Below are 13,293 nucleotides of genomic sequence, written 5' to 3'. Positions count from 1 at the left end.
GGACTTGTGGTTATTTATGGAAAAGTCGAAGTTGCGCAAAGTCGGTATGGGTTTAGCGTTAGTGGCAGTAGCGGGATTGGCTTTCTACACGGTGCAGGCACCGGCCGAGGCGCCGCAATACCTGACCGCGCCGGTGGAACGCAGTGACATTGAAAACGCGGTTCTCGCCACCGGGTTGCTCGAAGGCATCAAACAAGTGGACGTCGGCGCGCAAGTGTCGGGGCAATTGAAGTCGCTCAAGGTCAAGGTTGGCGACAAGGTGAAGAAAGGGCAGTGGCTGGCGGAAATCGATCCGCTGGTGTTGCAGAACACTTTGCGTCAGGCCCAGGTTGATGAGGAAAACCTGCAAGCGCAAAAACGCGCGACCCAGGCTCAGCTCAGGCAAACCAAAGCGATTTACGAGCGCTACAAGAACTTGCAGGACGACGCGTCGATCTCGCGCCAGGATTTTGAAACCGCCGAGTCGGACTATCAGGTGCAGCAGGCCAACCTGATGTCGCTGGATGCGCAGATCAAAAGTGCGCATATCCAGATCGACACGGCCAAGGTCAATCTGGCGTACACGCGGATTGTCGCGCCGATTGATGGCGACGTGGTCGGCGTGGTCACGCAGGAAGGGCAAACGGTGATTGCCAGCCAACTGGCGCCGGTCCTGCTGAAACTGGCAGATCTGGACACCATGACGGTCAAGGCGCAGGTGTCCGAAGCCGACGTGATTCACATCGCCCCGGGGCAAGAGGTGTATTTCACCATTCTCGGCGAGGACAAACGCTACTACGCGAAACTGCGCGGCACGGACCCGGCGCCGCAGAACTTTCTTGAAACACCGCCCGCCGGCACGCCTAAGCAAAGCAGCGCGGTGTTTTACAACGCGTTGTTCGAGGTGCCCAATCCCGACCATCGCCTGCGCATCTCGATGACCGCGCAGGTGCGCATTATCCTCGACACCGCCAAGTCGGTGCTGACCGTGCCGGTGGCGGCGCTCGGCCCGCGCAATGCCGACGGCAGTTTCCCGGTACGCGTACTCGACGCCAAGGGCCACGCGCAGTCGCGCAACGTGCAGACCGGGATCAACAACAACGTCAAAGTGCAGATCAACGCCGGTCTGGCAGAAGGCGACCGCGTGGTGATCGGTGATCCGGTGAACAATGTGGCGGGGGCCTGAGCATGACTGAGCCACTGCTACAACTGACCGGCATCACCCGCAGTTTCACCGCTGGCGACCGCGAGTTTCTCGCGCTGAACAACATCAACCTGACGATCAATGCCGGGGAAATGGTGGCGATCATTGGTGCCTCCGGTTCCGGCAAATCGACGCTGATGAACATCCTCGGTTGCCTCGATTACGCCACCGCTGGCAGCTACAGGATCAACGGCCAGGAAACCCGTGATCTGGACAATCAGGCCCTGGCCGAGCTGCGCCGCGATTACTTTGGTTTCATCTTCCAGCGTTACCACTTGCTGCCGCATTTGAGCGCAATGCACAACGTCGAGATGCCGGCGATTTACGCCGGTACGCCGCAGCTTCAACGCCATGCCCGTGCCCGTGAGTTGTTGGCGCGACTGGGTCTGGAAGGCCATTTGACGCATCGGCCGAGCCAGCTCTCCGGCGGTCAGCAACAGCGCGTGAGTATCGCCCGCGCCTTGATGAACGGCGGCGAAGTGATCCTCGCCGACGAACCGACCGGCGCCCTCGACACGGCCAGCGGCAAGGAGGTCATGCGCATCCTGCTGGAGCTGCACGCGGCGGGGCACACGGTGATTCTGGTCACTCACGACCCGAAAGTGGCGGCCAATGCCGAGCGCATCATCGAAGTCAGCGACGGCGAAATCCTCAGCGACCGCAGCAACGAACGCGATACCACGCACCTGCTCAGCGAAGAACCGGTGGCACCGAAAGCCACCGCTTCGCGTCGCCTGGTCGCCAGTCTCGGGTTGTTCAAAGAAGCGTTCGCCATGGCGTGGGTGGCGTTGATCTCGCACCGCATGCGTACCTTGCTGACCATGCTCGGCATCGTCATTGGCATCACGTCGGTGGTGTCGATTTCGGCGGTCGGGGAGGGTGCGAAAAACTACGTGCTCAAGGACATTGCGGCGATTGGCAGCAATACCATCGATGTCTATCCCGGCAGCAGTTATGGCGACAAACGTGCCGCCGCCATTGAAACCCTGACGCCGGCCGACGTCACCGCGCTGAATCAGTTGTACTACGTCGACAGCGCCACGCCGATGATCGGCCGCAGCCTGTTGTTGCGTTATCGCAATATCGATCTGGATGCGCAGGTCAACGGCGTCAGCGATCAGTACTTCAAGGTGCGCGGGATCAAAATGGCCGCGGGCATCCCGTTCAGCGAAAGCGATGCGCGGCGCCAGGCGCAGGTGGTGGTCATCGATCACAACACCCGGCAGCGCCTGTTTGGCCAGGATGTCGACCCGTTGGGCCAGGTGATCCTGATTGGCAACCTGCCATGCACAGTGATCGGCGTGGCCGCGCAGGATAAAAGCCTGTTTGCCTCGGGCAAGACCCTCAACGTCTGGGTGCCCTACGAAACGGCGGCCGGGCGGGTGTTGGGCCAGCGTTATCTGGACAGCATCAGCGTGCGCATGAAGGACGGCCAGCCGAGCAAAGTGGTGGAAGAGCACGTCACCCAACTGCTGCTGCAACGCCACGGCACCAAGGATTTCTTCACCAACAACCTCGACAGCGTCTTGCAGACCGTGCAGAAAACCAGCCGCTCGCTGGCGTTGCTGCTGTCGCTGATTGCGGTGATTTCCCTGGTGGTTGGCGGCATCGGCGTGATGAATATCATGCTGGTGTCGGTGACCGAGCGCACTCGCGAGATCGGTATTCGGATGGCGGTGGGGGCGCGGCAGTCGGACATTCGTCAGCAGTTTCTGGTGGAGGCGGTGATGGTTTGTCTGTTGGGCGGGGCGATCGGGATTTCCCTGTCGTATGCCATCGGGCACTTGTTTTCGGTGTTTATCAAGGAGTGGGAGATGGTGTTCTCGCTGGGGTCGGTACTGACGGCGGTGGTGTGCTCGACGTTGATCGGGATTGTGTTTGGCTTTGTGCCGGCGCGGAATGCTTCGCGGCTTGATCCGATCGAGGCGTTGGCGCGGGATTAAAAGCGGCCCTCATCAAACCTGCTGGGCATTGGGGGGGATTGCCGGTGAATCAGGCATTGGAGCACGTCGCGGGATTGCCCTCACCCTAACCCTCTCCCAGAGGGAGAGGGGACTGACCGCAGTGTTTGCTGGAGATACGCCGACGTGGGATACCGAGTCGAACTCAGGTTTTGAACAGCACAAAAATCGGCTCCCTTTCCCCCTCGCCCCCCTGGGGGAGAGGGCTGGGGTGAGGGGGTAGATCCAACTGACACACCGCAAAACCTCGAATCACCGCCATCCAGAATTTCCATCAATAAACATAACGCCGTGAGCGCGTTTAAATTACACGACCCGTTACGTCATACCGCCTACAACACCTTGCGTCGTTACCTACGCGTACGCCAGAATCCGCCGGCTTGTGCGCTTATCCCATGGGCTCTATCGTTTCCCTGCCACTGCCTATCAGTGGTCGGGTTTAGTAGCCCGATTGGTATTAGTAAGTGCATGAGTTCCATTTAGTCAGGTGCGTCTCTGCCTGCACTCAATGGTGGTTGTGCGCAGGGCGCCCTCGGGCGCGCCGGTCTTGCTAATTCCACCGGTCTACTAACCTGTGCACAGCCGCCACCCTTCTTTTAGTAGAGAACGGTCGCGGCCCTATTTCAGGAATTAGATGAATATGTTCAAAGTTACGCCGAACCCTCCGGACACCGATCCGATCCCCTACGACGCCGCACTGGAACCTCAAAACATCAAAGAGGCCACAGAACGGGCGATCAATTTCTACCTCAATCCTTCCGCGCTCAAAACCTCAAAACCCACCCGCAAAACTGGCAAGATCTACCTGATCGACCCCACCATCGACGACGAAACCCTACTCGTTGAAGCCTACGAATCGTTGTCCTCGGCCAGTGACATGGCCCGCGACCTTGCTGACTCGGTCGACAGCCCTCACCGTAAGAAAATGCTGATCCTGCAGCAGGTGATCATGTTGAGTGAATTGGTGGTGAGTCGCGTCCTCGACAACCAGCGCCTGCCCAACTAATTGCGGAACAGCCGCGGGAGGGAGCCTGCTCCCTTGCTGCGCAGAAGGAGTTTGAGCTTATGTCCAAGACATCTGATCCACCGGTGACTGCAGCCAACATCATGGCCACGCCCTATACGCCCAACGCTATGTTCCGGGTCAACCCGCAAACCGATACCGAATCCCTGCTGGCAAACGCCTGTGAATCGCTGGCCTCGGCCTCGGTCATGTTGGCTGATTTTGCCGGGATGCTGGAGGGGCCGCATCGCAATACCTTGCTGGGTATTGCGCAAGTGGTGATGTTGGGGGAATTGGCGGTGAATCAGGCATTGGAGCACGTCGCGGAATTGCCCTCACCCTAACCCTCTCCCAGTGGGAGAGGGGACTGACCGCGGTGTTTGCTGAAGATGCACCGACGTGAACTACCGAGTCGAACTCAGTTTTTGAAAACCACAATGATCGGCTCCCAAGCCGAGCTCAGGTTTTGAACAGCACAAAGATCGGCTCCCTTTCCCCCTCGCCCCCTTGGGGGAGAGGGCTGGGGTGAGGGGGTAGATCCAACTGACCCACCCAAATACCGAAGGCGTCGCAATCCCGGCGTATCAAGCCGCACTCGACGCCAACGCCTCCAACGGCGAATACATCCAGCGCATCAACGAATGCCGCCCGCTGATGCCCAACTTGATCGCCGCGCGTTTCAGATAACTCTCGACGGTGTTGACCTTCAACGCCAATTGCTCCGCCAGTTCCGGCGCCGTGCGGCCGGCGAGCAGGCCGACACACACTTCGGTTTCGCGGTTGGACAGGCTCAGTCCCAGTTGCTCCAGGCGCTCGTCAAAGCGCAGGCGCAAGGTTTCCAGGCCGCTGCCTTCGGCTGCTTCGGAGGGAATTTGTGGATCAGGGGTGGCCGGTTGCAGGGCGTTGATGTGTTTTTCCACCATCGGCAGCAGCACCGGGGAAATGTCCTGCAACAGGCTGCGCTCCTGCGCGGAAAAGCGCTGCGACTCGCCGTTGCGGTACACCGAAATCACGTAGCGATAGCCGTCCTTGCGCCGGGTCAGGTGCAGTTGCGAGGCGTCCGCACTGGTCGCGGCCGGCGGATTCTGTAAATGGTGAGCCGCCGCACTGTGTTCGGAAAACACCGTTTCGGCGAGCAGGGCCGGCTCTTTCAGTGGCTCCGGCTCACTGCGGCTCGACGCGCGGCTCACCGGTTCGACACGCATCTGCCGGATGTGCGTGGCGTCGACCGCCAGTTGCGTCAGGATCAGGTCATGCAGCATGCGCGGAAAGTGCCGGCTGCCGGTGCTGGCGATGACCTTGCCGATGTGGGGGAACAAGTGTGAATTCATATGCGTGTCATCCCTGAGAGGCGTTAATTCAAAAACGTCTGCAGCCCTGTCGACGATCTCCTTGGTCGACGAAAAACCGCAGACTTGGATCCTATCCTAGTACAACGTTTGAGCGACGGTTTAATGAAGGTGTTATTAGCTAATAACCCTGAATTTGCTGGCTTCAACGTGGGAACAAAGAGAATACCGTCATTGAATTGTCCTGTTCAGGTTGACGGTGAAACCCATTTCAACCGATTTATCCCTTTTTGATGCGTCAGTAACCTGTACACAACTTGAACGCAACAACAACTTCCAACATTGAAAAGGGACGCACACCATGACCACTCCAACCTACAACCGCCTGAACAAAGACGACGCTATCGTGCTGCTGGTCGACCACCAGACCGGCCTGATTTCCCTGGTGCAGGACTTCTCGCCAAACGAGTTCAAGAACAATGTGCTGGCCCTGGCTGATCTGGCGAAGTTCTTCGAACTGCCGACTATCCTGACCACCAGTTTCGAACAAGGCCCGAACGGCCCGCTGGTACCAGAGCTGAAAGAGATGTTCCCGGACGCGCCGTACATCGCTCGTCCAGGTCAGATCAATGCCTGGGACAACGAAGACTTTGTGAAAGCGATCAAGGCTACCGGCCGCAAGCAGATCATCATTGCCGGTGTGGTCACGGATGTCTGCGTAGCGTTCCCGACCTTGTCGGCGCTGGCAGAAGGGTTTGATGTGTTTGTGGTGACCGACGCTTCCGGCACTTTCAACACCACCGTGCAACAGGCTGCGTGGAGCCGCATGACCCAAGCCGGTGCGCAGATGATGAACTGGTTCTCGGTGGCCTGTGAGCTGCACCGCGACTGGCGCAACGATATTGAAGGCTTGGGTAATCTGCTGTCGCAGCGCATCCCCAACTACCGCAACCTGATGAACAGCTACTCGGCGCTGACGGCTCAGCAGAAGTAAGCCGACGCGACCGAACAAAAGCCTGCTCTGAAAGCAGGCTTTTGTCGTGTCTGCGCTTTAACGTGCTAGCAGCGTTTCGATGACGTTACTTCAGGTTATGGCTGAAGAACGTGGTCAATTTGGCGAAGGGAATCAGGTTGACCCGGTCGTACAAGTCGACATGGCCGGCCCCTGGAATGATCAGCAGCTCTTTGGGCTCGGCCGCGCGCTGGTACGCGTCTTCACTGAACTCGCGGGAGTGCGCCTGAGCACCGGCGATGAACAGCAGCGGGCGCGGGGAGATGCTCTCGATGTCATTGAACGGGTAGAAGTTCATGAACTTCACGTTGCTGATCAGCGTCGGCATGGTGGTGGTCTGCGGCGAAGCACCGGCCGGGGTGACCTGGCCACGCGGGGTGCGGTAGAAATCGTAGAACTCGTCACCCACGGCATTGCCAGTGAGTTTGAGCGGTGTGCCGCCGGTGTAGCGGACCGGGCCGCCCCAGGACTGCGCGTCACGCTGCTGCGCCGCCTGTTCAATGATCGATTGGCGTTGCGCTGGCGTGAGCGAATGTTTGAGACCGTTACGGTTGGCAGCACCCATGTCGTACATGCTGACGGTGGCAATCGCCTTCAAACGTGGGTCGATCTTGGCGGCGCTGATGGCGAAGCTGCCGCTGCCGCAAATACCGATAACGCCGATACGCTCGCGATCGACCAGTGGGCGAGTGCCGAGAAAGTCCACCGCTGCGCTGAAGTCTTCGGCATAAATGTCCGGCGCAACCGACTGGCGTGGCAGGCCCTCGCTTTCGCCCCAGAAGGACAAGTCGAACGACAGCGTGACGAAACCCTGTTCCGCCATTTTGGTCGCGTAGAGATTGGCGCTTTGCTCTTTCACTGCGCCCATCGGGTGGCCGACGATGATCGCGGCATTTTTTGACTGTGGGTCAAGGTTCTTCAGGCTGAACAGATTGCCTGCGACCTTCATTCCGTACTGGTTCTTGAAGGTGACCTTTTCCACGGTCACTTTATCGCTGGTGTAGAAGTTGTCTGCGCCGTTCGACATATCGGCTCCCATGGCTGAAAAAGTACTGAAGAGCAGCCCGAAGGCCAAGCAAAAACCTTTCACTGGAATGTCCTTGCGATTGAGGGTTTATTCGTCTGAGCCTGTGCACGAACATTCTCTCGATCAGCGCCTCGGCGCCGAAGTGCATTCCTCTGGATTGCTTGCCTGATCCACTGAGTCCTGGATTTTTAATGCCGCGCAAACACGATTTGGCGGCGATGAGAGGGCAGGGACGGGATATGGATTACGCTGAGGATTCGGTGCTGGCCTCGACCAATCCGGTTTCAGCTTGCCGGCCACTGCGCTGAGTTTCCGGAACACCCATCGCGAGCAACACAACCGCTACCGCCGCAATAGCGGCCAGGGTCAGAAACGCCGCGCTGTAACCAGCCTCTTGCACCACGAGTCCGGCGAGGCCGTTGCTCAGTGCCGCGCCGAGTCCGAAGGCTGTCGTCAGCGCGCCGAGGCTGATGTTGAAGTGACCGGTGCCCTGGGTGAGGTCTTTGACCATGATCGGAAACAAGGCGCCGAACAGACCGGCGCCGACGCCGTCGAGCAGTTGCACCGCGACCAGCCAATAGGCATCGTCCGACAGCGTGTAGAGCACGCCGCGCAAGGGCAGGATCAGAAAACCGGCCAGCAGCAGCGGCTTGCGTCCCCACAGATCGGCTTTTGCCCCGACCAGCAATGCCGCCGGCACCATCACCAATTGCGCCGCGACGATGCAGGCCGAAGTCAACGGGGTGGCCATCTGCAAATTGGCTTGCGCGAGTTTTTGACTCACCAACGGCAACATCGCCGCGTTGGCGAGGTGGAACAGCGCACAGCAAATGGCGAACAGCAACAGCGGCCGGTTGCTCAGCAGCACCGACAAACCGGAAGGCTGGCGGTGGCTGGCGTCGGCCGGATCCAGTCCACGGGCCAGATCATGGTCGATGGCGGCTGGCGAAACGCAGGCGATGGCAATGACACTGGCCAGGGCCATGGCCGCCATCAGATAGAACACCGCCACCGGGCCGAACAGGTAGGCAAATATACCGGCCAGCAGTGCGGCGCAGGCATTGCCGGCATGATTGAAGGTTTCGTTGCGCCCGGTTCGCCGAGTGAACGCCCGTGGCCCGGTCATGCCCAGGGTAATCGCACAAATGGCCGGGGCGAATATCGAGGCGGCCATTGCGCTCAAGGTTTGCGTCAGCGCCACCCAAGTGAACGACGTCACGAATGGCAGCACCAGGCAGCTTCCGGTCACCACCAGCGCGGCGATCGCAATCAACGCACGTTTGCGCCGGCTGTTGTCGACCCAGGCGCCGGCGGGTGTCTGGGTGATCAGCGCAGCGACCCCGGCGATGGTCATCACCAGACCAATGCTGGCCGGCTCCCAGTGATGCACCGCCAACAGGTAAATGGCCAGATAGGGGCCGAGGCCGTCGCGCACGTCGGCGAGGAAAAAGTTCAGGCTGTCCAGGGACAGGTTGTTGCGGCGATCGAGGTCAGCGGCCACGGCGGTGTCTTCAATGTTCGAGGTTTGCGGATGGATTCAACCTCAGCAAGCCTAATGACCTGCGCCCGTGAATATAAGTTGCAGGCCGCTGCCGTGTCGTTGCGAAACAACACCAAGGGGCTGAAAACGACGTTCCGTCATACGGTTGCTGCACGTTCGACGCGCTACTTGTATCCTTGCGCCGGTCGAGGACATACGACCGCTGTTATTGCCTTGAATCAGTAACGGCCGGAACCGGAAACCGGACTTTCCATTAGGTACTTTCGTGAAGCGTGATACACACCTCGTCATCCTCTTGCTGCTGGTCATCGGCTGCTCCCTGGCGTCGCTGACCATCTGGAAAGTGCTGTCTTCGCGCGATCGCGCGCTGGAGGAAGTCAACGTGCACGGGTTGAACCTGACCCAAGCACTCGAGACCTATTCCGAAGGCATTGTCCGGCAAAGTTCGCTGCTGTTGCTCGGGCTGGTCGAACGCCTGGAGACCGAAGGCAGTGGCCCCGCGCAGATTCAGCGCCTGAGTGCCCTGATCAACCGCCAGCAACCGCTGATGCCACAACTGAGCGGTATCACCATCTATGACCGCCATGGCCATTGGCTGATGTCGTCGAACCGGCCGATTCCGGTCGGTGCCAACAGCAGTGATCGAGCCTATTTCATTCATCATCGCGCCGATCCGAGCCGCGAACCCTTTATCGGGCCACCGATCCGCAGCCGTTCCAATCAGGAGTGGGTGATCACCGTCAGCCGCCGTTTCAATAATGATCGCGGCGAGTTCGCCGGGGTTGTGGCCGTGACCCTGGGCGTGGAAAACTTTCTGCGCCTGTTCGGCAAACTCGACATCGGCCAGGACGGCGCCATCGGCTTGTCCTATACCGACGGTACGTTGCTGGTGCGCTATCCCTTCCGCGAGCAGGACATGGGCCGCAACTTTTCCAAGTCGCCGATCTACGCCAAGTACCTGGTCGATCAATCGGTCGGCACCGCGTCTTATACCTCCAGCCTGGATGGCGTCGAACGCCTCTACGCCTTCCGCAAAAGTGAGAAGTTGCCACTGATCACCACGGTCGCCATCGGCAAGCGTGAAGCGCTCAAGGCGTGGCGAACCGAGGCACTGCTGTCGGCGGTGGTGGTGGCGGGGCTGTTGGGGCTCACCGGTCTGATCGGCTGGTTCTTGATCCTCGACATCCGCCGTCGGACCCAGGTTGAAGGCGAACTGCGCATCGCTCAGCAGCAGTTGCTCGGCTCCAATCGGCAACTTGAGTTGTTGGCCATGAAGGATGCGCTGACCGGGCTGGCGAATCGGCGCTGCTTCGACCAGACCCTGGCCACGGAGGCGCGTCGGGCAAAGCGCGACGGATCGTCACTGGCCTTGCTGATGATCGATATCGACTATTTCAAGCGCTTCAATGATGCCTTCGGGCATGTTGCCGGCGACGCTTGTCTACAAACCGTCGGTAGCGTGCTGGATGAGTGTGTGCGGCGACCGTCGGACCTGGTGGCGCGCTACGGCGGCGAAGAGTTCGCCGTGATCATGCCCGACACCGATATGGGCGGCGCTGCGGTGGTGGCGCAGCTGATTATCGAGCGCCTGCAGCAAGCCAACATTGCCCACCCCACCAGTCCGGTGGCTCGTGTGAGCCTGAGCATCGGCATCGCCGCTGCGCGCGGTGCGCACCTGGAGCCGGTGAGCGCTCTGATCGAGTGCGCCGACCAAGCGCTGTATCAAGCGAAAACGGCAGGGCGCAACAGGTTCATGACATCCGCTGCGCAACCCTCACTCAACGTCGATGGACAGCAGGCCACCGACCCTTGACACCAGCGTGTCGACGGCAAACGGTTTGGTCAGTACCTGCATGCCCGGGCCGAGCTGACCGTTGCCGATCACTGAGTTTTCCGCGTACCCGGTGATGAACAAAGTCTTCAGCCTCGGCCTGATTTCCCGGCCCGCATCGGCCATCTGCCGGCCGTTCATGCCGCCCGGCAAGCCGACATCGGTGATGAGCAAATCGATGTGCGCGCTGGAACGCAATACTTCCAGTCCCTCAACGCTGTCGGCCGCTTCGAGCAGGTTGTAGCCGAGGTCGTTCAGCACGTCTTTGAGCAGCGTTCGAACGGTGGGTTCGTCGTCGACAATCAGGATGGTTTCACCGGCCTTTGCCGGTAAGGTTGCCGAGTTGTGCGTGTCATCGTGATTGCGCTGCGTTTCGCCGCGGTAGCGCGGCAGGTAAATGCAGATGATGGTGCCTTGCCCCACGGTCGACTGCACCCGCACCTGGCCGCCGGATTGCTTGGTGAAACCGTAGATCATCGACAGCCCCAGCCCGGTGCCCTGGCCCAGCGGTTTGGTGGTGAAAAACGGGTCGAACGCCTTGGCCATGACCTCCGCACTCATACCGGTACCGGTGTCGGCAACCGACAGGCACAGGTATTGCCCTTCGGGCATCTCCCTGATGCGCGCCGATTCAGCATCGAAGGTTCGATTCGCGGTTTCAACGGTAATGCTGCCGCCATCGGGCATCGCATCACGGGCGTTGATGCACAGGTTGAGCAAAGCGTTTTCCAGTTGGCTGGCGTCGACCAGCGCCGGCCACAGATCGGCGGCAACGACCGTCTTCAGGCGAATGCTCGGGCCGACGGTGCGCTGGATCAGTTCGGTCATGCCGGCAATCAGTGCGTTGACTTCAGTCGGCCGAGGATCGAGGGTCTGCCGGCGGGAGAACGCCAGCAGGCGATGGGTCAGGGCGGTCGCGCGTTTGGCGGCGTCCTGGGCGATCAGCATGTATTTGTCGATGTCCTTCAGACGACCTTGGGCGATGCGTTTTTCCATCAGCTCCAGAGAGGCACAGATCCCTGCCAGCAGGTTGTTGAAGTCATGGGCCAGACCGCCGGTGAGTTGCCCGACGGCTTCCATTTTCTGCGATTGGCGCAACTTCTCTTCGGCCTGCATCAGCTCTGCGGTGCGCGCCGAGACCCGTTGTTCCAGTGTGTCGTTGAGCGCTTTTAAAGCGGCGGTGACCCGGTCGCGTTCGTCTTCGACATTGCGCCGGTCTTCGACATCGATCAGCACGCCGGGAAAGCGTAAAGGCGTGCCGTCCTCGGCGCATTCGACGCGTCCGTTGGCTTCGATCCAGGTGTATTTGCCATCCGCACCGCGCACTCGGTACTGATGCGAATAGGCGCCACCGCGGGCAAGGGCGTCATTGATTGCCATTGTCAGCCCCTCGCGGTCATCGGGGTGCACGGTGACTACCACTTGCTCCAGGCTCAGACCGTCGCGGCCCAGTGCCGGGTCAAGGTTGAAGACCCGGGCGAAAGCTTCGTCGACGTAGAAACGATCGGTGGGCAAGTGCCAGTGCCAAGTGCCGATAATGGCGCCGGCGGCCAAGGCCAGTTGGACCCGTTCGACGTTTTCCCGAGCGATCGCCTCGCTGACGCGCAAGCGTTCCTGCGCGTCGCGGCGCTCGGTGACGTCGCTGAAGAAGATCGCAATCTGCCGATCGGCCGGGTCACCGACACGGACGGCGCGCACGTCGAACCAGCGTTCGAAGGTATTGGCGTAGTTCTCGAAGTTTGCCGGCTCGCCGGTCTTGGCCACATGGCCGTAAGTCTCGAACCAGAATTTCTCCAGGTTGGGCGCAAACTCGGTGACCCACTTGCCCCGCAGGTTGACCCCGGCCTGACGCTCGAACGCCGGGTTGGCTTCAACGAAGCAGTAATCGATGGGGTAGTCGTCGGCGTCGAATTTGACTTTGACGATGGCGAACGCGGCTTCGATGGTTTCCAGAATGGTACTGAAGCGCTCTTCACTCTTGCGCAGTGCGGTTTCGGCACTTCGCGAACGGGTCAGGTCGAGCATGGCCCCGATCATGCGTTCGGCTTTGCCGTCGGCATTGCGGATCAGATGCCCGCGGTCGAGCACCTCGGCGTAGGATCCGTCCTGACAGCGGAAGCGGTACTCGGCACTCCAGGTGGTGCCTGTGCCCGCCATCGCCGCCCGAATCGAAGTCTCGACCCGCGCGCGATCCTGCTGGTGGATCTGCGCAAAGCGCCAGTCACACGTCGGTTCGATGGCGCTGGGGGCATAGCCGTACGCCTGTTCCAACGCGTCGTTCCAGACAATCTGATGGGTTGTCAGATTCCAGTCCCAGACGGCGTCGCAGGTCGCTTTGACGGCCAGGCGCAGGCGCGTGACCTCGGACTCAAGCTCCTCGCGAGTAAGCTGTTTCAGGATATCCACCCCTCATGCCTTGATTATTGGTCTGCGTTAAATAGGCGTGTTTCAAGCGAACACCCAGGTTGCTTCGTAAGCTTTGTGAG

At 60.1% G+C, this 13,293-nt stretch carries 10 protein-coding genes; 6 read left to right on the top strand and 4 right to left on the bottom strand.

All coding sequences use genetic code 11. From position 1 onward, the window contains the following. Positions 1-16 precede the first annotated feature (16 nt). The 4 genes from macA (at position 17) to AB4O11_RS25130 (ending at position 4,491) form a co-directional block, all read left to right on the top strand. Complete coding sequence (gene macA, locus AB4O11_RS25145) at positions 17-1,165, top strand: macrolide transporter subunit MacA (protein WP_095047884.1); 1,149 nt, start codon at positions 17-19, stop codon at positions 1,163-1,165. A 2-nt stretch (positions 1,166-1,167) separates the two neighbouring features. After that, the gene (locus AB4O11_RS25140; RefSeq protein ID WP_095047883.1) at positions 1,168-3,126 is read left to right on the top strand and encodes a MacB family efflux pump subunit; all 1,959 of its coding nucleotides are present in this window, start codon (positions 1,168-1,170) and stop codon (positions 3,124-3,126) included. 658 nt (positions 3,127-3,784) lie between these two features. Continuing rightward, the gene (locus tag AB4O11_RS25135) at positions 3,785-4,150 is read left to right on the top strand and encodes a DUF6124 family protein (RefSeq protein WP_095118447.1); all 366 of its coding nucleotides are present in this window, start codon (positions 3,785-3,787) and stop codon (positions 4,148-4,150) included. Beyond that, complete coding sequence (locus tag AB4O11_RS25130) at positions 4,105-4,491, top strand: DUF6124 family protein (RefSeq protein WP_460131157.1); 387 nt, start codon at positions 4,105-4,107, stop codon at positions 4,489-4,491. The genes AB4O11_RS25135 and AB4O11_RS25130 overlap by 46 nt, the downstream gene beginning before the upstream one ends. A 240-nt stretch (positions 4,492-4,731) precedes the next feature. On the opposite strand, the gene AB4O11_RS25125 is transcribed toward AB4O11_RS25130, so the two are convergent. Continuing rightward, positions 4,732-5,478: a response regulator transcription factor gene (locus AB4O11_RS25125; protein WP_093430747.1), complete on the bottom strand. Its 747-nt coding sequence runs from the start codon at positions 5,476-5,478 to the stop codon at positions 4,732-4,734. Between the two features lie 319 nt (positions 5,479-5,797). Between AB4O11_RS25125 and ycaC the strand changes: the two genes are divergently transcribed. Beyond that, on the top strand, positions 5,798-6,430 hold the full coding sequence (ycaC, locus tag AB4O11_RS25120; protein WP_007916011.1) for an isochorismate family cysteine hydrolase YcaC: 633 nt from the start codon (positions 5,798-5,800) through the stop codon (positions 6,428-6,430). An 85-nt stretch (positions 6,431-6,515) separates the two neighbouring features. On the opposite strand, the gene AB4O11_RS25115 is transcribed toward ycaC, so the two are convergent. Beyond that, positions 6,516-7,538, bottom strand: coding sequence for an alpha/beta hydrolase (locus AB4O11_RS25115; protein WP_099756485.1), 1,023 nt, complete (start codon positions 7,536-7,538; stop codon positions 6,516-6,518). A gap of 181 nt (positions 7,539-7,719) precedes the next feature. After that, on the bottom strand, positions 7,720-8,976 hold the full coding sequence (locus AB4O11_RS25110) for an MFS transporter (RefSeq protein WP_320336623.1): 1,257 nt from the start codon (positions 8,974-8,976) through the stop codon (positions 7,720-7,722). Between the two features lie 265 nt (positions 8,977-9,241). On the opposite strand from AB4O11_RS25110, the gene AB4O11_RS25105 reads away from it, so the two are divergent. Further along, positions 9,242-10,789 carry a sensor domain-containing diguanylate cyclase gene (locus AB4O11_RS25105; protein ID WP_099756483.1) on the top strand — a complete coding sequence of 516 codons (1,548 nt, stop codon included), beginning with the start codon at positions 9,242-9,244 and terminating at the stop codon, positions 10,787-10,789. Here the strand turns inward: AB4O11_RS25105 and AB4O11_RS25100 are convergent. Beyond that, positions 10,751-13,213: a PAS domain-containing protein gene (locus tag AB4O11_RS25100; RefSeq protein WP_460129087.1), complete on the bottom strand. Its 2,463-nt coding sequence runs from the start codon at positions 13,211-13,213 to the stop codon at positions 10,751-10,753. The genes AB4O11_RS25105 and AB4O11_RS25100 overlap by 39 nt on opposite strands. Positions 13,214-13,293: the final 80 nt, after the last annotated feature.

The sequence above is a fragment of the Pseudomonas sp. H1_D05 genome (genome assembly GCF_054682705.1).
Note: the sequence above shows the minus strand (reverse complement) of the source record. Positions and strands in the feature narration are given on the sequence as shown.